Origin of the sequence: Endozoicomonas elysicola (genome assembly GCF_000710775.1) — a bacterium.
Taxonomy (GTDB): domain Bacteria; phylum Pseudomonadota; class Gammaproteobacteria; order Pseudomonadales; family Endozoicomonadaceae; genus Endozoicomonas; species Endozoicomonas elysicola.
Map to the genome: position 1 here is coordinate 647,797 of NZ_JOJP01000001.1, position 25,976 is coordinate 673,772.

Here is a 25,976-nt window from a genome sequence, read left to right on the forward strand (position 1 = left end):
CGGTTTAATGTTCTGATCTTATGAGTAAATTAATAAAATATGACTGACAAAAAAATTTAGTTTTTCCATCCGCTTGTTTAGAAATTCTAAAAAGGAAATAGCTGGTTAATATGTTGACTTTAATCAATAAGCTGAACCGATTATTGCAGAAGGATATGCCTTTTAAGTTTGTGGTTAATTCGTTGTTATGTGCTTTTCATCCTGTGCGTTTTTTCCTGTTTTACCCATAACTAATACTAGTTGTTAATAAATTCCCTGTTAGAGCCTTGCTTGGTTTTAGGATGAAAAGCAAGGCTCTCTTCCGATCAATCAAGAATTTTCAATTATGAAGTCAGATCATCATTGAAAGGTGATATACAGCTAAAAATATGACCAATATTTACTACTTACATCGTGTATCGAGAAACTGTCGAAGTTGACCTTCTGTATATTGACGTAGCCGCTCATTCGCTTCCCGCAGTCGTGGATATAACAACCATGCTAATAGTCCACGCTGGGTGTGCAAACGGTTCTCTGCTTCCTGGAATACAATCGACCGGGTCGGATGGTCCATCACTTCGCTGGTGATCTCTACATCACGATTAGCGGGAAGACAGTGAAGTGCCTTGCAATGGGTGGGAGCCTTGTTGAGAAGTTCCATGTTTAACTGGAATTTTGGCATAAAGGCATCCATTCTATCGGCCTCTTCATTTTCATATCCATAGTAAGTCCATACATCAGGAATAATGAAGTCGGCATCTTTTACTGCATCATCAATGTCGTCAGTTACTCTCAGGGTTCCACCGGTGAGTTCCATTTTGCCCCTGATTTTTCTCTGTTCCAGATCAGACATTGAATAGCGAACAGGAGAGGCTACCGTATATCTCAGACCGAGTGTTGCACACATATGACCTGTTTCTTTGCTCATAATGCCGGTATCTTCACGAGAATCACCAATAAAGACGACGTGAATGTCTTCCAGCTTCTTACCTCTGGGTAAGTGCTCGGACATAGTGAAAAAGTCACAAATGCCCTGGGTTGGGTGATTGTAGTAAGTCATGGCATTGAAAACGGGAACGGTTGCGTGCTCTGCCAGATTCAACATGCATTCGTGCTCTTTACTTCTGAACATAATGCCATGACACATGCTGGATAAAATTTTTGCGGTGTCCTTGATGGCTTCGTGGGAGCCAAAGTGAATCTCACCAGGTTTCAGGTAAAGTGCATGACCGCCAAGGTCGGTCATGGCGGTTTCAAAGGAAACCCGGGTGCGGGTAGAAGGTTCTTCGAAAATCATGGCAAGGGAAGCGCCTTTCAAAATCTGAGGCACGGCACCCTGCATATCTGCAGCTTTTAATTGACGAATGGTCTCGAAAATATCCAGCATTTCCTGCTTTTCCAGGTCGATCGTATCAAGCAGGTGTGTCACTGTTCCGGATGTTCTTGTATTTGCGTACATAGTTTCTTCCCATTCTCATATTTCAATAAACTACACTGACCGTCTGACCTTTCGACCTTTGACGACTGCTGGTAGGTTGCAGTCATATTGACTGACGTTTCTACGGAGTTCGCGGTAGCGACTTCAACAGGGTGTGGGCTTAATGTATTGAAGTTTTGAAGGAGAAAAAATTTAGTTTTTCCGTGGGCTTATTAAGATTTTCTTAATCAATAAAGCCAGCAAGTGCTGGCTTTATTTTTGATTATTTGACCGTTATTTAAACGATGAAATACCCGTTATAATTGTGGCGGTGTACCTTCACAATTAGAAACAACCGCATCAATTTGTACTAGGGCATCCATAGGAATAGCTGAAACGCCAACGATTGTTCTTGCAGGAAGGTCGCTATTGAAGAATGTTGTGTAAACATCGTTTACAGCACCAACATCGGAGACATCTTTCAGCTGGATATTAATTTTAACCACATCGTCCATAACATGGTCGACGCTTTCCACAATGGCCTTGATGTTTTCCAGGCACTGTCTGGCCTGGTCACTGACACCACCGGCTACGATTTCACCGGTTTTCGGGTCTAAAGGTAATTGGCCTGAAATATGGTTGTAATGGGAGAAAGCAACAGTGTGTGAGTATGTAGCTTTTGGTGCATTTTCTGTATTGTTTGCTTCGATAACAATCAAGCGGGCATCTTCAACCAGTTGTGGAGGGGTACCATCGCCATGTGACACAGCAGTATCGATTTGTACCAGGGCATCCATCGGTAAAGCGGCAACGTTAACGGTTGTCCGTGCAGGAACATAGCCCGGGAAAAATTTTGCACAAACTTCGCTTACGGCTTCAATATCCGCGATATCTTTAAGGAATATCGTTGTTTTAACCACATCGTCCATAACATGGTCGATACTTTCTAAAATGGCTTTAATGTTGTTTAAGCACTGCTCAGTCTGCTCTTTCACACCGCCAGCGACGAGTTCACCGGTTTTTGGATCGATAGGTAATTGAGCTGAGAGATTGTTGTAATGAGAAAAAGCAACCGTTTGTGTAGATACAGAACTTATTGGTGCATTTTCAGTATTTCTTGAAACTTTGATAAGAGCGCAAGGATCTTGTGGAGCGGTACCTTCACCGTTTGAAATAAGTGCTTCAATTTGTACCAAAGCATCAGTCATAGGCAGATCCGCAACGGCAACTGTCGTCCGTGTAGGAAGATCGCTTTGGAAGAATGTTTTATAAACTTCGTCTACTGCGGCAATGTCTGAGATATCCTTAAGGAATACAGTGATTTTAACGGCATCGTCCATCACATGGTCGATACTTTCTACAATGGCTTTGATGTTTTTCAGGCACTGGGTTACCTGTTCTTTTACGGCACCAACGACCAATTTACCGGTTTTTGGATCGATAGGTAATTGAGCTGAAATATTGTTGTAATGAGAAAAAGCCACCGTTTGTGTCGATAGAAAACTTTTCGGTGCATTTTCCGTATTTCTTGAAACCTTGATGATGTTGCCACTCATACCAGTAATTATCCTGTATTTTGTCGGTGCTTAATGATTAGGCGTTGAAAATATTCTTGATATTTAAGAAGTAAGATTATTCATAATTCCTGTTTTTTAAACAGGATATGGCTCGGGCTTGTATAGCAGGCAATGTTTTTGGCGACCGTGCCCGTCTGGGAAATCAGGCCTGATGTGTAATACAAAGGTGCAATACAAAGTTCATCAGGCCATGCTTTCAGGGATGGATACGAGTGCCCGTGGTTCGATTCATAACGTCCAGCGCATGATACAAATCACCAATATTACCAATGCCGCCGGTGCTTTCGGCAAATGAGCAGCAGGCATCTACCTTAGGTCCCATGGAGCCAGCGGCAAATTCATAACCTTTCATTTCACTGACGGTTACGTCGGTTAATGCACGCTCATCGGGTTTTCCCCAGTTCACACAAACATGCTGACCATCGGTAAGAATCAATAGTTCCGCCGCGCCGATTTCACGAGCTAGCATTGACGCTGTGGCATCTTTATCGATAACCGCTTCAAAGCCTTCAATATCAGAGCCATTTTTCACAACAGGGGTGCCACCGCCGCCGCCACAAATGACAATATGGTCTCGTTCCAGCAGGCATTTGATGGCATCCGTTTCCATAATCTTTACCGGAGCAGGTGACGGAACCACACGACGCCAGTAGTCTCCATCAGCCTTGATAGTCCAGCCATACTCTTTGGCCAGTTGTTCTGCTGTTTCCCTGTCATAAACCGGGCCAATAAACTTTGATGGATCAGCAATCGAAGGGTCAGTGGCATCTACCATAACCTGCGTGACCAGTGTGCTTACTTCAGTGTGCGGTAGTTCCTTTTTGATGCCCTGCTGCATGAGATACCCGATCATTCCCTGGGTTTCAGCGCCCAGTACATCCATTGGGTAGGGTGGGCAGTCACGATAGGCCAGATTCTGCAGAGCCAGCAAGCCAACCTGTGGGCCGTTGCCGTGTACAATCACCAGGCGATACTGTTCATGTAATTTTGCCAGGGACTGAGCTGTAGCGGCGATACTTTTCCGCTGGTTCTCACAGCTCATTAACTCGCCGCGTTGCAACAGTGCATTACCGCCAATGGCGACAACCAGAATAGGCTTATCCATAGTGCAGCTCTCTTTATTTTTTTATCAGCCACAGTTTTATCAGTGACAAAGGGTTGGCTGATATCAGAAAGAAAAAGGCAGCCTGATCAGGCTGCCGGAGATGTGCTTACATGTGGCTCAGGAAGGTGCCGATGCGATCCTGGTGGAAAGCCAGGATTTCTGCAGTTGGCTCTTCGATATGCTTGTGGGTCAGGTAAACCAGCAGCGCCATTTGAGCGGTCAGGCGGTTTTCCGCTTCGTCGAAGATCACTGAGCGTGGGCCGTCCATGACTTCGCGGGTGCACTCGCGCTGATCGTTAGCAGGCAGGCAGTGCATGAACATGGCATTTTCACCGGCCTTGGCCATCAGTTCTTCAGTGATTACATAGTGAGGAATGAAAGTAGCCAGACGTTCTTCTTTCTCGGCTTCCTGGCCGAACCAGTAGAAGCTGTCAGCCACCAGGATGTCACAGCCTTCTACTTCATTGATGTCGTCAGTCACTGTCAGACGGCCACCGTATGTTTCGCAGTTTTCGGCAGCGATGTCTTGCCACATTTGTGGAGCCTGGTATTTCTTGGGTCCGATGTGTTTGAAGTGCATGCCGAATTTAGTGCAGCAGAACATCAGGTCGGAACAGACGTTAGTGGCATCACCAACGAAGGCAACAGTCAGGTCGTCCATCTTCTTGCCTTCAGGCAGGTGTTCCATCATGGTGAACAGATCAGCCATCATCTGGGTTGGGTGCAGCCAGTCACAAAGGCCGTTGATTACAGGAACAGAGGCGTGTTCAGCCAGGCCTGCAACAGTTTTGTGATCGTCTACACGGGCCAGGATTACGTCACACATACGGGAAAGTACACGGCCAGTGTCTGACAGGCTTTCTTTTGCGCCTAGGTGGATGTCTTTAGGAGAAAGGAACAGGCCATGTCCGCCAAGGATGGTGGCTGCGGTTTCAAAGGAAACGCGAGTCCGGGTGGAAGGCTGTTCGAAGATCATGGCAACGGACTTGCCTTTGAACAGCTGAGGAACCGCATTGGCTTTGCGGGCTTCTTTCAGCATGCCCATCAGTTCAAGAATGTTTTCCAGGTCCTTGCGGGTGTAGTCCTGTGTTTTGAGGAAGTGCTTCAGTTCTGGCTTGTTCAGTTCAGTGGCGCTGGAAGATGGCAGTTTCATTGGAATACTCCTGGTCTTTAATTAAGTGCGTGCTTGGTTCCCCCGATGCAGCGCACTTTGTTTTTTTGGAGCTGATGGCCTCGCCATCAGTTGTTTTCTTAAAAGTGTTATGTCGAGAGCACTGTTGTTGTCGTTGTGCCCCGTCGTTTGAATACACTCTATAAAAACCGATAAATATCTATATTGATCTGAGTCAAGTTTGATATTTATTGGTTCATTGTTTGTTATTTCTTGCTTGCTTTCTGTGCGGATTGGTTGTCTTTATTCATTTATATAGGATTTTTGCCGACATTTCGCGCCGATTATCTGTTGTTTTGTGTTATTTGTTCAAAACACCCTAATTCCTGATATGGATCAATATCGAAAATAATTCGATATTTATCATGTTAGTGAAGTTCAAAATAAATCGACTTTTCGCTAATCCCACGTTCATGACGGGTTGGGTCAGTGTCATTGATCGTCGGGTTCTGTATTGGCCGGAGTCGCCAATAGGGGGAGTACAATAATGTCAAATGCAGCAACCGGAAAAATGGGCCTGACCAGCCTGACGCTATTCAGCGTTTGTGCGGTACTGGTGGTTGATGGCTTAACCGCCAGCGCGTCCATAGGACCTTCATCCATTTCCTGGTGGATTATCACCCTGGTCCTGTTCGTTATACCTTACGGCCTTATTTCATCAGAGCTGGGTACCACCTATCCCGGTGATGGCGGAATATACGACTGGGTAAAGAAAGCGTTTGGCTTCAAGTGGGCGGTACGGACCACCTGGTTTTACTGGATTAACGTTGGTCTCTGGATGCCGGCGGTTTACATCATGTTTGCCGGCATGTTTGCCGAGATGTTTTTCCCGGATCTTAGCCTCTGGTGGCAGATCATTATTTGTATTGCACTGACCTGGTTAACTATCTGGATCTGTAATATTTCCGTCGATGCGGGCGTCTGGGTTACCAACCTTGGTGCGCTATTTAAGGTTACCGTTATTGTGGTTCTTGGCCTGGGTGGCTTCTGGTATGCCAGCCAAAATGGCGTAGCCAATGAATTCACGCTCAGCTCAATGATTCCTTCTGTGGATTCAGGTCTTGGCTTCCTGCCTGTCATCATCTTTAACCTGATGGGATTCGAATTGATTGCCTGTATGGGCGATGAAATCAAAGACCCACGTCGTGATATTCCGAAGTCCATCCTTATCTCTGCGGTTATTGTTACCGGGCTTTATGTGTTTGGCACACTGGGAATTCTGATGGCATTGCCAGTAGAAGAGATTGGTCTGGTAGCCGGTATTGTCTCTACGCTGAGAACCCTCTTTGGTGACGGTGCCTTTGGTCAATTCATGGTGTATGGCATTGGATCTCTGGCCCTGCTGACATTTATTGCCAACATGACAACCTGGACCATGGGCGCCAGCCGTGCCGCGATGGAAGCTGCTCAGGCCGGAGAGTTACCTGCGTTTGTTGCCAAAGAGCATCCCGTGCACAAAACACCGATCGGCGCCAATATGATTACCGGTATCGTGTCCACAGTCGTCATTTTGTTGTACGGCTTGACTTCCGGTGAGAGTGATGAACTGTTCTGGTCCATCTTTGCTTTCTCTTCCTGCATCTTCCTGCTGCCTTACCTCTTTATGTTCCCTGCTTACTTCAAACTGCGGATCAGCGATCCAGACAGGGAACGTCCATACAAAGTACCAGGTGGCATAAAGGCCCAGGCAGCCATCAGTATCATCTGCTTCCTGTTCATTGTTCAGGCCGTGGTGCTCTTCATCTTCCCGGATATCGGTAATGGTACTGTTGACTGGGGATATTCCATGCCCGTAGCGCTGGGGATTGCCATCACCATTGGTATTGGTGAATGGATTCTGGGATTAGCAACAAAACGACTGCAACTGGCTAGTGCGTAATAGCAATAAAACAGCAACATCAAAAAGGAAATAAGGAAATCGACTATGAGTAAGACCTTGCAAACCACACCAAAAAACGACGGATTCCGTATGCCAGCCGAGCATGAGGCTCATGAAGAAATGTGGATGGCTTGGCCGGAAAGAACTGATAACTGGCGTTACGGGGGTAAGCCAGCTCAGCAAGTGTTTGTCAACGTTGCCAAAGCGATTGCCGAAGTAACATCGGTGACCATGGCAGTATCCGCTGAACAATACGACAATGCTCGTCGAATGTTGCCAGAAAATATCCGCCTGGTGGAAATGGCCACTAACGATTCATGGATGCGTGATATCGGTCCAAGCTATGTTGTTAATGATAAAGGTGAAAGACGGGGCGTAGACTGGGAATTCAATGCCTGGGGCGGACTGGTAGATGGCCTGTATTTCCCTTGGGACCGCGATGATCAGGTGGCCAGTAAAATCTGTGAAATCCATCGGGATAATCACTATCGCGCCCCGCTGATTCTGGAAGGCGGCTCCATTCATGTGGATGGTGAAGGCACACTGTACACCACGGAAGAGTGCCTGCTTCATGAAAGCCGGAACCCAGATCTGAGCAAAGCCGAGATTGAGCAGATTCTGGGTGATTACCTGAATGTTGAAAAGGTCATCTGGATTCCACGGGGGCTCTATAATGATGAGACCAATGGTCACGTCGATAACTTGATTCATATTGTTCGTCCCGGTGAAGTGATTCTTTCCTGGTGTGACGATGAGAATGACCCACAGTATGAAATTTCCCAGGAAGCCTATCGGGTTCTGTCTGAAGAGACAGACGCTCGTGGTCGTAAGCTGAAGATCCACAAGATGCACGTACCCGGCCCACTTTATATTCGTGAAGATGAGGCCGGCGGCATTGATGCCTGCAATAGTATGGAGCGCAGTGCTGGCGAGCGTCTGGCAGGGTCTTATGCTAATTACCTGATTACCAATATGCGAATTGTTCTGCCATTGCTTGACCCTGCTTACGATGGCGAAGCAAAAGCGCTGTTGGAAGATCTCTATCCAGGTTATGAAGTTGTCGGTGTTGATGCCCGGGAGATCTTGCTGGGTGGTGGGAATATTCACTGCATTACACAACAAGTACCTGCAGTGTAAAGCTGAAAACGGGCCAGAGCCTTCTGGCCCGTTGTGTAAAAACAAAAATAACCCACATGGTGATCCATGAATACCCGACGATTGACTCGTAAAGATATTACGTTTTTTACCCTCAGTGCAGTACTGACTATAGACGGACTGGCTGCAGCGGCGTCGATCGGGGTTCAATCGTTGACCTGGTGGCTGATTGCCTTCCTCTTTTTCGCCATTCCTTACACACTGATCAGTATCGAAATGGGTACTCGCTGGCCATCCCGTGGAGGGATTGTCCATTGGGTAAAGCTGGCTTTCGGGCCGGCTTGGTCAGCCCGAACCAGCTGGCTCTACTGGGTCAATGTCGCTTTATGGATGCCGGCCACATTTATTATGATGGCAGGTGTTTTTACCAAAATGTTCTGGCCAGAGATGACCTTGGCCAGTCAAATACTGTTTGCTTTGGTAGCCACCTGGCTGACTGTGTTGATTTGTTGCCTGTCACTGGAAACCGGTAAATGGATTCCTAATGCCGGGGCATGTAGCAAAGTTATTGTGGTATTTTTACTAGGTATTGGTGGATTAATGACTGCCTGGAACTCAGGTCTTGCCAATCCAGTGACTCTGCAAACCCTGACCCCCAAACTTGATGAAGGGTTACGATTTTTCCCGGTCATTATCTTTTCGCTGGTTGGTTTTGACCTTGTGAGTTGTATTGGTGACGAGATTAAAGATCCTGAAAAAGATTTACCGGTTGCACAATTATTTGCGGCCGGGCTTATTACCGTTCTTTATCTTTTTGCCGTCTTCGGAATGCTCGCCGCTCTGCCTGTTGAGGAAATTGGCCTGATCAATGGTTTGCTGTCAACGCTGTCCAGAATGATGGCGCCTCTGCCGGGTAGTAACATCATAACCATGGCTCTTGGCCTGTTGATTATGTTCAGTCTGGTTGCCAATATGGTGACCTGGAGTATCGGGGCAAACTATGCTGCCGCCGAAGCTGCCCGTTGCGAAGAGCTTCCTGGCATATTTGGCATTGAGCATGGGAAATACGGCACACCTGTTGGTGCCAGTGTCCTCAGTGGACTTCTGGCATCCTTGGCTATTCTGCTGTACGGCGTTATGGCGGAGTCCGCTGACTCGTTATACTGGTCCCTGTTTTCATTTGCTAATCTGATTTTCCTGCTTCCCTACCTGCTCTTGTTTCCCGCCTACCTGGTGTTGAAAAAGCGATATCCTTTGCCCGTTGATGGGTTGCAAATTATCCAGCGTCGCTGGTTAATTAATTCTGCTGCTCTTGCTCCATGGTTGCTAACGGCAATGGCAGTATTCTTTTTTGTTTTCCCTGTTGGTGTCTATGATCCTTTACATACGTCATCTACAATACTCGGCCTTTTTGTCGTGATTGGTATTGGTGAGTGGATGCGTCTGCATCGTCAGTTTCAGAAGGAGAAGTTAAGTGGCTGTCTTGCTGGCTAAGCCGTCGACCAGTAAAGATGCTGGCGTACCGAAAGGCCGACGTCTTCAGGCCAGAAGTCTGGAGCGGCGCCTGAAAATATTAAATGTAGCCAGAGAGATGATTACTACGGATGCGATTCCCCATCTCTCTCTCTATGATATTGCCCATAAGGCAGGAATTCCTCCATCCTCCCTATACCACTTTTTTCCGAAAACTGAGGTGCTGCTGCAAGCACTGGCGGAAGAAGTGTTTGCTGCCTTCGACGAATGTGTTTCCAGGCCGCTGGTTGATGAGGAAGTCAATCACTGGAGCGATATCAGTCGGATTCTGGAGACCAGAATGCTGGAGTACTACCAGCAAAATGAGATGGCCCGGGCTTTGATACTCGGACAACACCTTCATGTTGATATTCTGGCTTCGGATCATCAACATGATGATGAGATGGGAAAACGCATTGAACAAATTTATCGCCGCTATTTTGAATTACCAAAACTTCCTGAGAGCTACAATATTTTTGCCATCGCCTTGCAAATAGCCGATAAAGTCTATGCAATGTCACATCAGGAGTTTGGTAATATCACGCCCACTATGGCAATGGAAGGTTGGCGTGCTGCCCGGTCTTATCTTGCTCTCTATCTGCCGGAGTGCTTGCAGCGTAGAACTCAGTCATAAAAAGAGGTTTGTGGTAGTGTTGCAGGTAAGAAATAAGAGGGTGACAATACGCTGATGTTGAGATCCTCTCCTATTTTATAAATTTCTATGACAGAGTCTATAAACACCCCTGCTGATGTGCATGAACAGCCCCGTCGGAAACTGCAATCAAGAAGTCTTGAACGCAGGAATACGATTCTCAGTGTTTCTCGCCAGCTGCTGGAAAATACTGCGATTAATGAACTTTCTCTCTACCAGGTGGCTGACAGTGCCGGAATTCCTCCATCCTCTGTTTATCACTTCTTTCCCAAGGTCGATACCATTCTGGAGGTTTTACAAGAGGAAATTTTCCAGGATTTCGAGGCTATCCTGGATCGGCCGTTTGATGATAAAAAAATACATCACTGGTCTGATATTATGCGGCAGTTACAAGCAAGATACGTGGCCTACTACAGGGAACGAAAATACGCTAGGGATTTGATTCTTGGTCAGTATTCCACAGGGTCGCTCCGTCATGCTGACTACAAGCATGATGATGTGTTAGGTTGTCGAATCCGGGCGTGTCATGAAAATTATTACCAGCTTCCGCCTTTGCCTGAGAGTTATAATATTTTCGCAATAGCTATCCAGGTGGCTGATAAGGTTTATTCCATATCCCATCAGGAGCATGGTGATATTACTGATGTGATGGCCCTTGAAGGAGTTAATGCGGCCCTGGCTTATCTTGGAGAGTACATACCAAGGCAGCTGATCAAGGTGTCATAATAGATATTTGTTTGGGAATATCTCTAACCTTGGCCGGTCACATCGGAGGTAAGACTGTAGCAGATAAGGTAGGTTGCTGTAAGCCATGGCCCTGCTACAGCTTTAGGAGAAGTGACAACTCAAGCAGGAACCCTCTGGGTAGAAAAATCAGTTGTCATTTATTTTTTAAAAGCTGGTTATTGGTAGCCCTTGCTATCAGTGACCTCAAGTTGTCACTTCTTTTTTAATCCTCCAGTTAAAAAAAGAAATTTTTAATTTTCAATGTGGTACTGGGTGGCCGCGATAAAATCATGGCCATCCACTCACGAGTATGAAAAAGCCATTAATACCAGTTGTGCCCTCTAAACCTCTATTGTGCTGTTGATCTGAACAGGAAATTTTGTTTTGAAGCTCCTCGTCATTGCTAAGACTATGAGTCACTACTTTCTGCCCAATTCATCTTCATATCAATAGAATTGTTATAGCTCCTGAGAATATTTGAGACGATTGTTTGGGAAATTCTGCAGTCACAGAAAATTGGTCTAAAGATAAATTTTTGCTTGGTGAATAGAGCCTCTGTTCACCGAGTACAACCGAATTTCTACTCCAGATTTTCTTCCATTCTTGTTATAGGCATACTCTTGGGCAACAATCTAAACGCTGGTGACTGCTCGCTCATGTACTCTAATCTCAGGTATGATATGTGGTTCAGAGCAGCTTTGTTGAGGAAATGGTTGCTGTGTAATTGCGCTCCCTGGTTTACGTGCATTTAGAATGTGAACTGAGTGTTTTTTGAGTAATTCAGCTTTTTCGGCTGGATCAACGCTTTGAAGTGGGTGAATAATATGTCCTGCCAGAAAAGCTTCTATATCTTCCTTAGTATATTTTTGCATTAGTTGTTCAAGGTAACCTATTAGTACTTCAGGGCGGGAGTCATCTTTACCGATAGTCTGGCAAAATTGCTTGAGCTCACTCATTTTCTGCTTGGTCTCTTCTGAGCTAACTGCACCGAAGGATACAAGATGTTTAGGCATTTCTTCCCTTACTTTGGCAATTACGTCATTAAAAAACTCTACCTCAGTAGCCTTTGTTGCAGATTTTAACCCTTGCTGTTCTTCTGACAACTGCTGAACCATCGGTAAAACGGTTGACTCTATTCTATTTGCGAGAATTTTTGTTGCTCGATTGAGATTTGGTAAGCCGATTTTTCGCAGGTGATCAAATTTTGGTCTCAAAATCTCATGGATACTCTCTACGCTGCCTGTACTGGAAATTACAGCTTCTTCCATCATATCCCCGATTGCGTTTCGGATGTTTTGTGGACAGTAAAGGCCAATGTTTCCTAATTTGCTGATTGCTAACTCTGCAAGAGGTGAGTCCAGTTTATCCAATAGGCTGAACAGAGTTCTAAGGGTTTCATCGTCAAGTAGCATTGCATATCTTGCAGCAATACCTGTGCTGTCTTTAATGAGATAGGCAATGAATGCTCCCAGTGCTTCCCAATTGATGCTTTGGATTCCCATGTCTCGTTCATGTAATGCTGAATTAGTATACATGGACAAGTTAATTAATTCCTTAATACCCCACAGCAACGTTGACTGCTCAACTTTTTCGCTTGAACGGCCGCCAGAAGTGTAATGGCACAGCAACTCAAGGTCATTCATGTCACGAGGTGTTGTATCATATTTCATGGTTGATCTGGCTTTTTCTGCCATTTTTTTGATTACGTCAGAGTCTCTACCAAACATGTGTTCGACTGTCTCTGCCAATGTCAGGTCTTCATTAAAAATATTTCCAGCCTTATTCAATAATTGTTGCGCCATGCTAATTGGGCTTACTGTATACCAAATCAGGTTCAGTGCTTCCAGAGTGTATATAGCTACCATAGGGGCTATGCCACATACAGTATGCGTTATACAGCTCCATGCTGTAGATACTTCCTGTTCTAATTGCTGGATGTCAGGATCCGGGCCGAGAATACTATTAATCAATACATCTCCATATGTGTTTCTCAGCATGGTAATAGCTGCTGAATCAAGTCGTTTCTGGCCTTGTAGGTCATGAAGCGTTGCAGATAATTTAGTCTCCATGCTTCTCAGGGTGAGGTAATCTGAAATAGATGCTTTTTCATTCAGAGCAATGGGCATGTCCAGTTCTTTGAGAAGAATCAGAAAACCAAGCATGTATGCCTTGGATTTGAAAACATCCATGAATTCTTTTGCTGTATTATATCCACCCATGCGTAGCAGGGTTCCTCCAATTCGGCTATTGGCGGCACTTGCTAGCCGAGTTAGTAGTTCCTGATAAGAGTGGGGGCGTTTTTGAAAGGCCATGGATGCAGGTCGTAAAGCAAGAGTCAGCAAATATACTATTGGCCAAACTTTTTTGCCTTTAATTTTGGGGTTTGGGTCGCAAATCATGAAATCAATGCAGTTTAAAATGCCGTGTTTTAGTTTTTCCAAGCCTGAATAAGCTGTCAACCCAGGATAAATTTCATCTGAATCTTGATTATGGATAGTAAATTGTTGTGATGTTTTTAGCATTAGTGTCTCTGTCATTTCGGATGGTAGGCTTTGGAATGCTAGGGGAATGGTTGAATAATGGTTAACGTCATGAGTGCGGTGATTGACCTCCTGATACCAACCACCTAGGCACGCAGCCAGCCCGGAAGCAATACTGGCAACAGTAGTAATAAGGTTTGCCAGATTGTAATTTGCATCAGGAGGAAATTTTTTTAATCCACCGCTAGGGCAGCCGCCTGTATCTGTTTCTCGAAGATGCTGCTGGAGAGCCTGCGACTCTGTTTCCAGTTGTCTTAGCCCATCTTGCAAACTCATATTGAAGGGGGAATTATTTAGGTTAAACATTCTATCTGAACAGTTGGTAGAGCTAACATTTGAAGAAACGGTGAAAACTCTATCAGAGTGTCCTAACAGTTCTGGTGACTCCTTGCTTAGTTGATCAACTATATCTTTGATTCCAAATATCAGCGTTGATATTTTATCACTTCTTCCTTGGATATCTTTGAGTAGTTCTGTTGCTGTACCTGTGAATATCATACTGGTCACTGCACAACCTACAAAGAACCCAGGTAAAAAAGCTTGCTGTTCTTTCATATAATTCCATGTCTTAAGAGCTAGCTTTCCTAAAGCACCTCTTTTAGAGAATAAGCGTTGAAATTCATGTTGATTGAATAACTCATCAAGTTTCTCATTAAGTGCTTTTAGTTTTTCCTGGTTATCCTTGTCCTCGCTGAATTTTTTTCCTATTTCTGCTAATTTAGTCATTGACTCGTTTTTGGCAACATCCATAACTCGTGAAAAAGTAGTGTCAAGATCTTTCTCTTTAAGATCACTATTCACTCTGTCATTAAAAACAGCATCGGCCATTTGCATGGCCATAGCATCAATGTGATCATTATATCTGCTCAATGCAAATTGATAGCTTTTATAGTTATCCGGACCACTCGTTGTTGCACCTGATTTTAATCCCGCAGCCATCAGAAGATAGCGAACTGTTTCTTTGGCTGGAGGTAGGTTCTGGTGTGCTAATTTTGAATCCATGCAATGCTCAAGAGACTGTTGGTATGTTTCAAATACATCGGCAAGCAAATGCCTAACAGCTGCCTCTTCTTGATTTTTTTGATCGATGTTATGTAAAAAAATATCTCGAAAAGGCCTTGTTTTATGCTCGTGAATTGTTATAAGAGTTTGCCAAGGGGGGGCTGGTTTGCCTGTATCATCCATACCAATGTAGTTTTCTTTAGCAGTGCGGTTAAAATTCTGAAGTATGGAGTTGAAGTTCTCCATTAACTCTTCTCTTAATCTAGAAGTTTGATCGCTACTACTCTCTCCCACGATTGCATCAAAAATCTCCAGAAATCTATCCATGGGGTTACAGGTTCCTGAATCTGTCAGTTTCTGCCTTCTATTAATCATGTTGCTGATTGTGCTATCAACCCTGACTATACGCTCGTCATTGGGGTATTGATCATTTAATTTCAGGCGGGCATGCTGTAATGCAATTTGAGTAAGAGATATTAGGGTCTGATGGTCACTGGCATCCATCTTAATTAAATCACACTGCCGGTGGTTCTCTCTTGCCCGCAGACTTCTTGTTTCACGAGCTATCTCATTATAAAAGCCATGTGTTGAAAAACCCCTTACAGTATGTTTTAACGCGGAAGTAACTCGTGTCCACCCTCCAACGGATGATAAAGCCTGTTCAATCCGTCGGCTATCCCACTCAGAGATTTTTGCTATCCGACTTCTCGACACTTTCCCTGTCTGAGCCTCCCTGAGAATGCCTTGAACAAGATCCTGGGGGGCATGTTTTCTTTCAACACAAGCCTTATGAGCCTTGAGTGTTTTGTATATATCAAAAGCTTCATCAAAAGTTATTCCCCCTTTTGCAGGGAGTAGATTGACTGTGACGTGATTATCATCAGAAGTATTTCCCCCCTGTGTTTTTACTTTCATATCTATATCCTTATAACTTCTGGCGCCTTCTGAGAGAGAGGTTCGTATATCCAGTTTTCCTGCGACATTGGTGACCATTTCAGTGGCTCTTTCATAGCACTTTCTTTTCGTCCGTACTTCTGCATCAAGCTGTTCAAGAGTTCCGGCCACCTTTACCATGTATTCCTTTTGATAGTCTTGGAAGTGATTTAAGATGCTCGATTTTGCCTGAAGAAATTCTGATTCCATGATCTTCAGGTAATCATCAGTAGGACTACTATTGTCAGAAGTGCCCTCAACCTGTGCCAATTGATCAGAAAGCTTATTAGACAAACTGACTACGACTTTTGAAAACACAGGGGTAAGCAGGTCTCCAGCTTCTTCTCTGGCGAGCACTTTTGTCACTTCATTATATAAACTGCAGAAGTGCTTCAGTATCTTAAACCTTATATTCAGTTGTTCCCTGAAGCAGAGGTTTTGCATATGATCTGTAGAAAATCCAAAAATAGAGAGTGTTCGCCTCAAGTCTTTTCGAGCGGTTGCTCTGAGCTCCTCGTTGCCTTGAATGCCCGGGAATAACAATAACTCAGGGGAAAATTCAGTTAGCATTTCATGAATAAGGCGTTCGAAACCTTCGCATATCGCACGCTCCTGATGGCGTGCAGCCTGTCTGAAAATACTTTCTATAGCAGTTGTCTTTTTTTCAGTCTCTTTCTTAATATCAGTCATTATTTCCAACAGTCTGGAATCTATCATTTCAAGCTCTTGTGCTGCTTCATGATCAGTTTTTTCGGTTCTTTTTTGAATATCTTTTTTTTTGGTTTCTAAGACTGATTGCTCGGTTTTTAGTTCTTTGATTCTCTGGTTTGCCTGATCAATTTTTTCTTTTTCATGCCTTCGTTCATCATTGTGTATATCAATTAATTCAGGCAGTCTAAATGCTTCATTTAGTACATGATCGGCGATCATTTTGCGATGAGATGTTTTTAATCCAGAAACTTCTTTCAATACAGAAGTTGGCCTGCCCAATAATTTGTCAAAGAGATCAATTTCTTTGTAGAATTCAACCTTATCCAAAAGGAGGCCATTGTCTGCCATATGCCGGACTACTTTTCCTGTACACTCCAGTATCTTCTGACGGTAAAATGGTTGAAGTTGCTCAAATGACTGGTTTTGTCCAGTCATATTGTTGTATACATAAACAAGATAATCACGTACCTTTCCAGAAAACTCATTTATTCGACGTAGAGGTTTACTGATTGACTTGTCAGAACTTAAGTGAGTATCCAGTGTATGTAAAAATTTTCTGATATCTCTTTTAGGATTATTTGCTGCTTCATGTATTCTATCGAATACGGTTGAGATGTTTTCACTATTGAGCAGTTTCATTGAACAGCGGTATAATATTTCTGTGCTACAGGTTTCTTTTAGCTCTCGAGCATTAATTCTTAGAAAATTTTCTAATGTTGCAACGTCTGTTGTTTCTGGGGTAAAGCAGATGATAAGGCTTGCTCTCATCAAGTCTGGAATAAAAGCTTTGAAATCATTTTGAATAGTTGTAGATTTAGTATCACTTTTTATGGCTCTAATTTTTTCATAAAGTTCTCTTATAATATCTAACTCAGACGAAATTAGATCTGTCATGTGTAGCTGATAGTCGATTTTGTGTTGATATTGTTCGTAATAATCCAGCTTGAACTGAAATGCTCTTAAATGATCGATTATCCATTCTTGAAGTTCAGTACCTCTCAATAATGCCTCTGCGGAATCTGTAGGCAGATTATCTGCTTTACTGCCGAATAATATTTCTAGCCCCTCTCTGAGCTGTGGTATTAATAGTTTGCAGATACCTATGCTGGCGGCTTTGGGAGATATCTGCAGATCAAAAGACTCCGTTAATGTTATTGTTTCTGGAGTTTTTGCTTTGTGGGATTCTGGGCTACCATCATCAACTTGGGTAAATGATGAGCATGAATGATAAATCGCTACTGGTAGGTGCAGCATTCTCTCTCCCAGAGATCTTAACCTCTGTTCCGTTGTTGTTGGTCTAGGAATATTCAAAGCTTTGAAAGGCTGATCAGAGGAGTGGGTAATTTCTAATCCTAAATCCTGAGTGTGATACACTGCTCCTGCTTCAGATGTCGTTGTAAGCATTTATTCTCTCCAATTCATATGTTTATTCTGTTTGAATTTCTTGGTTTCTGATAAATGTTGTTATTTTTTAAAGCATTACTGGGTTGGTATTATTCTCTATTCCAGAGATTGCTTTAAAAACTGCTCATCCACTATCACTAATAAACTGTCTTGTTATTTAATTATTTAATGCTCTTCAATAGAGATTTATTCTCTTGGTATTATTTTTTTGCAAAGACGCATTAACATCAATTAACCTGAGTTTATTTCCTTGTTTTAAAGTTAAAGCAGTTAAACTAAGAATGGATAAGGGGGCTGTAAAGTAAACTGAAGTTGCAATCTGGCTAGAGAATAAAAATGGTTTTTGTTTTCATCTGGTATGTCAGGGCTGTTTAGTCGACTGGCAACAACTATAAGGCCTATTTTTATGCTATTGATTAAAGAGTGTAATAAATTGACAGTGTATTCATCATTTTCAACAAAAATCTTAATAAGTGTCTTTAACACAGCTTTTAATGATCTCATCTGTTGTTTGTTTTCTTTATTTACCGTCGAGTGATGAAGTGGTTTCGAAATAATTCTTTCTAAATCCGGGTCTAATTCTCCTGTAGTTATTGTTGATGATTGACTCTCTTCCTCAGTATTTTGTTTTTTCTGATCATGATTAGTAATCCTGCTTAAATTTGAAAACCTTGTGGTCATTTCACCACTTATGCTGACATTATCCGTTTGATATTTTTGGTGCGATAGCAGGGGAATGTTTTGACTGGATGGAATGGCTGTAGTGTCATGAAAAGCAAATTGTGAGGTTGATCTTTGAGAGGTTTCCTGCCTCCCAGTAAATAGACTAGCAGTTGATGATGGTTCACCTGTAAGTCTATGTCTAGGATTTTCAAATGCAGATTCCATCATATTTAATCCTCAGCATTGTAAAAATTCAGCGTCAAAAATGGAAGATTGATTCAGCAGAATGAATGGGTTTTCTGCTGTCTATGTGATGTAGAATTTATCTTTCTATGTTTTATTTTTCCAAGCCTGAAAATAAAATTTAATTCTTTAAAAGCTGCTGATTTGGACAATTAATTAATATTCTTGATAGTTCTTCAGAAAGACCAGTTGTCAACAGATGATCTTGAGTCACCAGTATATCGGAAATATAACTCCTTACACTTTTCTTAAAGAATAAATAGGAAAAATATACGTTTTTTTTATTTCTCTCTTTACTTTTTGTATACGTTTAAGGATCCTGCATTGTCTATGAGGTATAAGCTATCTCTTATGATTAATTTTCTGTCTATTATTCATTTTATATATATCGATAAAGATTATTGATCTCTTGGTCAAAATATCTGTTCTTAAATTTTCATTGATTCAAATGCCTGAATTTGTCATTTTTTTAGTGAATGCTGGTCTGGGTCGCTTTCATGATGTAGGTGTCACTAATGTTGGGTAGAGTATTTTCAAATATGCGGACATTTTGTGTTACAAGGTCAAATAATAACGTCTTTATAATACCTACAGGCCCCTAGGGGAGCGTCTTAATAGTTTTAGGACTATGACGGATACTTTAGCAAGGTCACCTGTCTAGCAGAGAAAAACGGTGATAAATCCTCTGACAGTGTTGGTAATCCTGCTTTGATTTTATTGTTCTTAATATCATGAGGGTATATTCCCTCATGATATTTATATTCCATTAATAGAGGAATGTTACTTTGAAGAATAATGATTATCTATGATGTAGATCAAATACAGTAACTAAAAATCAATAGAGACGTAACGAATAATTGAATTTGATCATTTTTGTTTTATTAGACTTTTACTATGGAAATGAATATGACCAAATCCTTACATTAATGTTCTATTTTTATTCAAAATTAAATGTATTGAGTTGACTTAATTCTTACAGTTATCCATTTCGCGGAGAGTTAACAGAAAAACTTATAACACTCCATACGGCATGTAATAAAAAAGAAGTTTTTAGCAGACAACCACCTTTGTCTGTCCCAGCTTGAGCTGCTCCATAAGTGGTAGCGGAGGTTGTGCGTCAGTGAACAGCGTATCAATGTCTGCAACATGACCCAGCCGGATCATGGCGCTTCGTCCAAATTTACTGTGATCCGCAATAGTCAGGGTTTTTCGTGCGTTGGACATCATGGCCTGCGCCACACGGACTTCATGGTAATCAAAGTCCAGCAGGGTACCATCCATATCAATACCGCTGATGCCGGTAATCGCAAAATCCATACGGAACTGGCTGATGAAATCCCGGGTAGCTTCTCCAATGATGCCGCCATCCCGGTTGCGTACCTCACCACCGGCAATAATTACTGTGAAATCCTCTCTTGCCAGGAGTATGGAGGCCACATGCAGGTTGTTGGTGACGACTTTGAGATTTCTGTGGTTAACCAGGGCCCTGGCTACCGACTCTGTTGATGTTCCAATATCAATGAATAGAGAAGAGTTGTTGGGAATATACTTTACCAGCTCAATAGCAATTCGATCTTTTTCGGCACTCAGGTGATGCTTCCGCTCGCTGTACTGTGTGTTTTCAATGCTACTGTTAGGCAAGCCGGCTCCACCATGATGGCGGGTAATCTTACCCTGAAGATCAAGCTCATTAAGATCACGGCGAATGGTCTGTGGCGTTACATTAAAATGTTGCACCAGACCTTCAGTGGTAACAAAGCCTTCCTGCTTGATCAGAGTGATGATCATCTCATGGCGTTGGCTCTGAGGGACCTGTTGCTGTGTCTGCAAAAGCTGTGTCGTTTTCTGAGCTTCCATAAGTGTCGAATTCTTAGGCTAATGATTGTGCCATGAGGGTCAGTGGATGCATGACTTGGTGAGGAGTGTTCATTTCTATTTGCATCTTACAGGACTCGCAGTCTGTGACTACATAATCCACATTAAGCGCTTCAATCTGATCAAAGACGCCCTGACCAATGCTCTGAGAGGTTTGATAGTTCTCTTTTTTGAACCCGTAGGTGCCCGACATGCCGCAGCATTTCTGATCCAGCATAATCACTTCCAGCCCGGGGATACTGTTCAGTAACTCCATGGTGTGAATCACACCTCCCTGCTTTATCAGATGGCAGGGGCTATGATACGCAACCCGCAGGTTAACGGGCTTCATGTCTGGTTTATTGCCTTTGGCAAACTCCCTGGTAATGAATGCTGCGGCAAACAGAATACGTTCCCTGATGGCATGGTTATCCACATGAAGCACTTCTAGGTATTCGTCTCGAAGCGTCATTGCACAGCTGGGTTCAGTGGCCAGTACACATTCACTGTCCATTAATGAATCTGAGAACTGACCCATGTTCAGCTCTGCATTTTTGCGTGCTTTATCGAAGAAGCCATTGGCAATCAGTGGGACACCACAGCACTTCTCTTTCTTCAACAGTGTGACACCAATATTCATGGCATTCAGTACTGCGACCAAGTGTTTCCCCACTGTTGGGTCATTGTAGTTGGTGAAACAGCCATGGAAGAAGCTGACTTTTCGCTCAAAGAGGGTCTGTCGTGCTGTTTGCTGTTTGAACCAGCTACGGAATGTCTGGTGAGTGTATTTTGGTAAAGTTTGTCGCTCATCAATTCCCAGCACTTTATCCAGCAGTTTTTTCACAGGTTTTAGCTGAGTTGCGATATTGACGACAGGTGCAGCAGGGGCAGAAAGCGATCCCATCATATCGGTGTGGCTGAGAATAAATTCCCGAGGGCCTTTTTTGAAACCACCGTGTCGGGCCTTTGCCAGTTGAATCACTGTACCCACCTGCACACCTGACGGGCAGGCAACCTCACAGCGTTTGCAGTTGGTGCAGTGTTTCAGGGCTTCATCATACAGCGCCGGGTTTTTAATGCGTAAGCGTTCCCCATCGGGTCCAGCCTGTTTGGGGCCGGGATAATCCGGGTTCACTTCGGCGACCGGACATCGGGTTGTGCAGACGGTGCATTTAATGCAGCTGTCAAAGCTGGTATCAATGATGTTCAGCATGATTTTTCCGCCTGAGACAGGGTTTCAATAATCCGGCTTGCAGCAAACCAGCCAGTACTGATGGCTACGCCACCCGAGCTGGCTTCCTGAACTGGATTGAAACCATTAAGCACTGCACCTGCGCAGTAAAGATTATGGACTTTCTGACCGTTGCGGTATGGATTTAACTGTTCACCGGTCTTAATGCCGAAGTGGCTGAAATGATGCTCGTTGCCATCCATAAAACGACTATTTGACCACTGTTCTCTACTTCCTGAGGTGTCAACATCAAGGCCAAAAACCGGCTCAGTTATCTGATGACGGTTGCTGGCCAGGCCCTGACTGAAAAAGCTGCCTGTGGCCAGAATAAAGTGGCTGGCAGATATTGGCATATCAGGGTTCAGTTTGGTTTTGAGCGAGCGCAGCTGGTTTTCTTCAAAGAAACCAGACAGCACTTCATCACCTTCAAGAAGGATGCCACCCAATTGGCGAAAGCGCTGCTTTAGAGCAGAGGCCATACGCATACCAGGTAGTGATGGTGGTAGTGTTGCCACTTCACAGATACGCAGGCCGGTCAGCGATTCAAGTTGGCGGATTATTTCATTACCACCTTCGACAGCAAGAACGGATGGTATAACCACCAGGTCAGCATCTCGTGCTGCTTTCTGCAAAGCAGACGACAATACATTGATACCATTAGGTTGGCTGAGCAGATCACGCTTAAGAGTCCTGGCTAACTCAAGAGAGCGCAGTTCGTAGGAATTTCTGGCGTTAATGTTCAGGGTTTCCGTTTTGATATCCGCCAGTATGAACTCTACTTCAGAGAATCCAGGCTGTTGCTTCATGCCTGCAGCCATCAGTGCCGGTTGAAAGTCACGAAAGCCTGCGATATTGATGATGGCAACACGGTGTAAGCCTTCTGCAGGAGCGGATAAAGATAGGCTTCGTGAACCTTCCTGGCTCAGCCAGCCTGGGCGAATGGCTCCCAATGCTGTCAGGCGGCCATGATTCTGCTGGTCACTGCTGATCAGCTTAATGCCGGCTTCTGCCATTTGATCGATAAAAAATGCCAGCCCTTTCGGTAAGGACTCTGTCCCCACTTTCTGGTAGGGATGCATGGAAGGCAACTGGCGAATGGCTTCAAATGGAAACTCCACAAGCGCATTATCTTTTTGAATGCCGAGGACATCGATGGAACCGGATGCAAAAGCCAGGGCGCTCTCTCCAGCACTGACAACAACGGTTTTTAAGCCCGCTTCTGAACAGCGGATTGCGCTGGTTAATCCCGCAAGGCCACCACCAATAACAATAACGTCGTATTTCATGCGGCTACCTCTTCCTTTGACACTTTCCTGGGCTCTTCCATGGAGAGCTCAGTAAAAACACTGGCAGCTCTTAGGCTCTGGGAAGTTGTAAGTGCTGATTCATTAGGTTCCAGCTGGCTGTAGCCAAGAAGGTTGTTATACAGCCAGTAGCTAAGATCCGCTTCGCGCATTGCATCCCCCCACAGCACGGGCCTGACTCCCTTCCAGCGTTCCTGCATAAACTCACCAATGCTGTTCAACGCTTTTTCACCGTTATCATTGTGGGTGATTTCGCTGACAATACCCGCAGCCCGGCAGGCGCACATTTTTCCCTGACACGGCCCCATGCCAATACGAGTTCGGCGACGAAGGTCAACCAGATCCATGGCATTCAGGTTATGAACGGCGTATTCGATTTCGCCACGAGTCACCATTTCGCACTCACAGATGACGGCGTTCTGTTTCTTATCATTGGCAAGAAACCTGGCGGCTCTTTCTCCATGGCGGTACTTTGCAGAGCCGGAAACCGGGATAGAAACCTGGGGAGCATAAATATCGGTGTGTTTACCATTGGCACCGGGCAGTGGTCGTATCGCCGTTTCGCAGGGCTTCGTATTTCCCAGGTTTTTTGCGACGGCATCCGTTGCCATTTCCGCCATCAAACGGTAAGTCATCAACTTCCCACCGGTAATGGTAATAAGACCCGGCAAGGCATCCGTTTCGCCATGGTCGAGTAAAACAATACCACGACTGATGTTTCGACCCGATGGGTCATCACCCAGAGAGATCAGGGGACGAACCCCACAATAGGCCCGAAGTACCCGAGTCTTGGCCATAATCGGACAGAGTTTTTCACCCTCAGCTAACAGGACGTCAACCTCGTCTGGGTTCACCCGGATGTTCTCAATGTCACTGTATGGGATTTTTTCAGAGGTGGTACCAATAAGAGAGATGGTGTCCCCGGGAACCAGAATGTCGGCATCGGATGGTTTACGACAACGGTTGATTACCATGCCATTAATTCGGTAATCAACAATCAATAACGAGCCTTTAGCCGGGAACATACGAATGGAAAGATCGGCGTACTCAATGATCTGCTGGCCCCAGATACCGGCTGCATTGACTACCTGCTGAGCATGGATATCAATTTTTTCACCGGTTTTCAGGTTGATGCAGTGAACACCTTGTACCCGGCCATTATTGATGATTAAGCCAACGACTTTGGTATAGCTGAGAAGTCGGCTGCCATACTCTTCTGCGTCAAGAATGTTGGATGCGGTTAAACGAAAAGGGTCTACAGTACCATCTGGAACACGAACGGCACCCAGCAGTTTGGGATTAACATTTGGCTCAATGCGCAGGGCTTCTGCAGGCGTTAATGCGTCGGCTTGTATCCCAGCAGCAGTACAGGCGCTGATGAATTTTTCCTGAAAGGAGAGTTCGTCCTCAGGCAGCGTGATGAATAGGCCGCCTGTTTCTTCAATACAATGGCTTGCCACTTTCCGCAGAATACGATTTTCACTAATGCATTCAATGGCAGAGTGAGGGTCGGTCACTGCGTAGCGGGCACCAGAATGCAGCAGGCCGTGGTTACGCCCAGTGGTACCGTTGGCAATATCATCCTTCTCGACCAGGATGGCACGCATTCCCCGTTGAGCACAGTCGCGAAGAACGCCCGCTCCGGTCGCGCCCCCACCGATGATAACGACGTCGGTCTCTATCTGCCTCATTGAATATGCTCTTACATGTTCGTTTATGTTCGCGACGCGCACTATAAATAAACGGCATTATTTAAAAAATGACATGAATCAACACAAAAACACGAATTTTCATTCGGTCATACAAAAAAGCGAACATCAAAAGTATCTGGTGTTATTGAAAAATGTTCAGTGATTAATCGAAGTCCATGATGTGCATGATAATAAATGTTGTTCTGTTAATGGTTTTTGTGCGTATTTCCCGTAATTCACATTCTTTGTAGGTAATTGCTTGATTCATATCAATCTTTCAGGATTGATAATGTTTGTTTTTGTTTGTAAAAATTCGCCCGCCAACAAGGCATTCGTTGAGTTCTGTATTTTTGGATAAACGACGTTGCCTTAATTAATAATTGTTGACCTGCATGAAGCAGGTGGAAGTAGCCATTATGAGAAAATCATTGCTGGGGGAATGTCTTGCCGAGTTTATTGGCACAGGTCTTCTTATTTTCTTCGGTGTGGGTTGTGTAGCGGCTTTGGTTCTGGCTGGTGTTGATTTTGGTCAGTGGGAAATATCGATCGTCTGGGGTCTGGGTGTGGCAATTGCCATCTATGTTACTGGTGGTATTTCCGGCGCTCATTTGAATCCGGCAGTTACGCTTGCATTGACGGTTTTTAAAGGCTTCGACAAGCAAAAGGTTGTTCCTTTCATTGTTTCCCAGGTGTTGGGTGCCTTCTGTTCTGCAGCCCTCGTTTACTTCCTGTACAGCGGCTTATTCGCTGATTATGAGTTGACCAATAATATTATCCGTGGTTCTGAGGAGAGTCTGGCTACAGCTGGTATTTTCTCGACTTATGCAAACTCTGCACTGACTAACCTGCAGGCCTTCGCTGTTGAGTTCGTCATCACCGCTGTTCTCATGGGCGGAATTCTGGCGATCGGTGATGATAACAATGGTGTTTCCAACGGTGCGCTTTCCGCCCTTCTCATTGGTGTTCTCATTGCTGTGATCGGCGCGTCTTTTGGCCCTCTGACAGGTTTTGCCATGAATCCTGCACGGGACTTTGGCCCGAAACTCTTTGCATTTTTCGCAGGCTGGGGCGAAGTGGCACTGACGGGTGCACGAGCTAACCCCTATTTCTGGGTACCGATTGTTGCTCCTATCTGTGGTGCCATGACCGGCGCATGGCTTTACATCAATGTGCTGGGTAAACAGGTAGAACCTGTTGACTGCGCGACCCCTGGTTGTGAAATCAAAACCGCCTGATCGTTTATTGACCTCTTTTTATGAGAAGGTAGGGGTAAGACCCCTGCCAGTT

General features: G+C 44.3%; 16 protein-coding genes. 6 read left to right on the forward strand and 10 right to left on the reverse strand.

What is annotated here, in order from left to right; genetic code table 11:
• Positions 1–382: 382 nt before the first annotated feature.
• From argF (GV64_RS02795) to argF (GV64_RS02810), 4 genes are all read right to left on the reverse strand, one after another.
• On the reverse strand, positions 383–1,438 hold the full coding sequence (argF, locus tag GV64_RS02795) for an ornithine carbamoyltransferase (RefSeq protein WP_020584688.1): 1,056 nt from the start codon (positions 1,436–1,438) through the stop codon (positions 383–385).
• Positions 1,439–1,713: 275 nt separating this feature from the next.
• Positions 1,714–2,952 carry a Rid family detoxifying hydrolase gene (locus tag GV64_RS02800; protein ID WP_020584687.1) on the reverse strand — a complete coding sequence of 413 codons (1,239 nt, stop codon included), beginning with the start codon at positions 2,950–2,952 and terminating at the stop codon, positions 1,714–1,716.
• Positions 2,953–3,169: 217 nt separating this feature from the next.
• Entirely contained in the window at positions 3,170–4,078 is a 909-nt protein-coding gene (gene arcC / locus GV64_RS02805; RefSeq protein ID WP_020584686.1) for a carbamate kinase, read from the reverse strand.
• Between the two features lie 106 nt (positions 4,079–4,184).
• Positions 4,185–5,231 carry an ornithine carbamoyltransferase gene (gene argF / locus GV64_RS02810; RefSeq protein WP_020584685.1) on the reverse strand — a complete coding sequence of 349 codons (1,047 nt, stop codon included), beginning with the start codon at positions 5,229–5,231 and terminating at the stop codon, positions 4,185–4,187.
• A 505-nt stretch (positions 5,232–5,736) separates the two neighbouring features.
• On the opposite strand from argF (GV64_RS02810), the gene GV64_RS02815 reads away from it, so the two are divergent.
• The 5 genes from GV64_RS02815 (at position 5,737) to GV64_RS02835 (ending at position 11,113) form a co-directional block, all read left to right on the forward strand.
• Positions 5,737–7,128 carry an APC family permease gene (locus GV64_RS02815; protein WP_020584684.1) on the forward strand — a complete coding sequence of 464 codons (1,392 nt, stop codon included), beginning with the start codon at positions 5,737–5,739 and terminating at the stop codon, positions 7,126–7,128.
• A 45-nt stretch (positions 7,129–7,173) separates the two neighbouring features.
• Entirely contained in the window at positions 7,174–8,265 is a 1,092-nt protein-coding gene (gene aguA, locus GV64_RS02820) for an agmatine deiminase (RefSeq protein ID WP_020584683.1), read from the forward strand.
• Between the two features lie 66 nt (positions 8,266–8,331).
• Complete coding sequence (locus GV64_RS02825) at positions 8,332–9,717, forward strand: APC family permease (protein ID WP_020584682.1); 1,386 nt, start codon at positions 8,332–8,334, stop codon at positions 9,715–9,717.
• On the forward strand, positions 9,698–10,369 hold the full coding sequence (locus tag GV64_RS02830) for a TetR/AcrR family transcriptional regulator (RefSeq protein WP_020584681.1): 672 nt from the start codon (positions 9,698–9,700) through the stop codon (positions 10,367–10,369). Before GV64_RS02825 ends, GV64_RS02830 begins: the two co-directional genes overlap by 20 nt.
• Positions 10,370–10,456: 87 nt before the next feature.
• Positions 10,457–11,113: a TetR/AcrR family transcriptional regulator gene (locus GV64_RS02835; protein ID WP_020584680.1), complete on the forward strand. Its 657-nt coding sequence runs from the start codon at positions 10,457–10,459 to the stop codon at positions 11,111–11,113.
• 632 nt (positions 11,114–11,745) lie between these two features.
• On the opposite strand, the gene GV64_RS02840 is transcribed toward GV64_RS02835, so the two are convergent.
• The 6 genes from GV64_RS02840 to glpA form a co-directional block, all read right to left on the reverse strand.
• Entirely contained in the window at positions 11,746–17,703 is a 5,958-nt protein-coding gene (locus tag GV64_RS02840) for a hypothetical protein (protein ID WP_152553905.1), read from the reverse strand.
• Positions 17,704–17,973: 270 nt separating this feature from the next.
• Positions 17,974–18,594, reverse strand: a complete 621-nt coding sequence (locus tag GV64_RS02845) for a hypothetical protein (protein WP_020584678.1) — start codon at positions 18,592–18,594, stop codon at positions 17,974–17,976.
• Between the two features lie 1,065 nt (positions 18,595–19,659).
• Positions 19,660–20,466 (reverse strand): DeoR/GlpR family transcriptional regulator, encoded by an 807-nt coding sequence (locus GV64_RS02850; RefSeq protein ID WP_051700868.1) that lies wholly within the window; start codon positions 20,464–20,466, stop codon positions 19,660–19,662.
• A gap of 13 nt (positions 20,467–20,479) precedes the next feature.
• Entirely contained in the window at positions 20,480–21,676 is a 1,197-nt protein-coding gene (glpC, locus tag GV64_RS02855; RefSeq protein ID WP_020584676.1) for an anaerobic glycerol-3-phosphate dehydrogenase subunit GlpC, read from the reverse strand.
• Positions 21,670–22,980, reverse strand: coding sequence for a glycerol-3-phosphate dehydrogenase subunit GlpB (glpB, locus tag GV64_RS02860; protein ID WP_020584675.1), 1,311 nt, complete (start codon positions 22,978–22,980; stop codon positions 21,670–21,672). The genes glpC and glpB overlap by 7 nt, the downstream gene beginning before the upstream one ends.
• Positions 22,977–24,689: an anaerobic glycerol-3-phosphate dehydrogenase subunit A gene (glpA, locus tag GV64_RS02865; RefSeq protein ID WP_081622219.1), complete on the reverse strand. Its 1,713-nt coding sequence runs from the start codon at positions 24,687–24,689 to the stop codon at positions 22,977–22,979. Before glpA ends, glpB begins: the two co-directional genes overlap by 4 nt.
• A gap of 416 nt (positions 24,690–25,105) precedes the next feature.
• On the opposite strand from glpA, the gene GV64_RS02870 reads away from it, so the two are divergent.
• Positions 25,106–25,924 carry an MIP/aquaporin family protein gene (locus tag GV64_RS02870; protein ID WP_020584673.1) on the forward strand — a complete coding sequence of 273 codons (819 nt, stop codon included), beginning with the start codon at positions 25,106–25,108 and terminating at the stop codon, positions 25,922–25,924.
• Positions 25,925–25,976: the final 52 nt, after the last annotated feature.

Bases quoted from the DNA above. Each gene is read 5' to 3' on its own strand.
- argF (WP_020584688.1), bottom strand. From the start codon at position 1,438: ATGTACGCAAATACAAGAACATCCGGAACAGTGACACACCTGCTTGAT.
- GV64_RS02800 (WP_020584687.1), bottom strand. From the start codon at position 2,952: ATGAGTGGCAACATCATCAAGGTTTCAAGAAATACGGAAAATGCACCG.
- arcC (WP_020584686.1), bottom strand. From the start codon at position 4,078: ATGGATAAGCCTATTCTGGTTGTCGCCATTGGCGGTAATGCACTGTTG.
- argF (WP_020584685.1), bottom strand. From the start codon at position 5,231: ATGAAACTGCCATCTTCCAGCGCCACTGAACTGAACAAGCCAGAACTG.
- GV64_RS02815 (WP_020584684.1), top strand. From the start codon at position 5,737: ATGTCAAATGCAGCAACCGGAAAAATGGGCCTGACCAGCCTGACGCTA.
- aguA (WP_020584683.1), top strand. From the start codon at position 7,174: ATGAGTAAGACCTTGCAAACCACACCAAAAAACGACGGATTCCGTATG.
- GV64_RS02825 (WP_020584682.1), top strand. From the start codon at position 8,332: ATGAATACCCGACGATTGACTCGTAAAGATATTACGTTTTTTACCCTC.
- GV64_RS02835 (WP_020584680.1), top strand. From the start codon at position 10,457: ATGACAGAGTCTATAAACACCCCTGCTGATGTGCATGAACAGCCCCGT.
- GV64_RS02840 (WP_152553905.1), bottom strand. From the start codon at position 17,703: ATGCTTACAACGACATCTGAAGCAGGAGCAGTGTATCACACTCAGGAT.
- GV64_RS02845 (WP_020584678.1), bottom strand. From the start codon at position 18,594: ATGATGGAATCTGCATTTGAAAATCCTAGACATAGACTTACAGGTGAA.
- GV64_RS02850 (WP_051700868.1), bottom strand. From the start codon at position 20,466: ATGGAAGCTCAGAAAACGACACAGCTTTTGCAGACACAGCAACAGGTC.
- glpC (WP_020584676.1), bottom strand. From the start codon at position 21,676: ATGCTGAACATCATTGATACCAGCTTTGACAGCTGCATTAAATGCACC.
- glpB (WP_020584675.1), bottom strand. From the start codon at position 22,980: ATGAAATACGACGTTATTGTTATTGGTGGTGGCCTTGCGGGATTAACC.
- glpA (WP_081622219.1), bottom strand. From the start codon at position 24,689: ATGAGGCAGATAGAGACCGACGTCGTTATCATCGGTGGGGGCGCGACC.
- GV64_RS02870 (WP_020584673.1), top strand. From the start codon at position 25,106: ATGAGAAAATCATTGCTGGGGGAATGTCTTGCCGAGTTTATTGGCACA.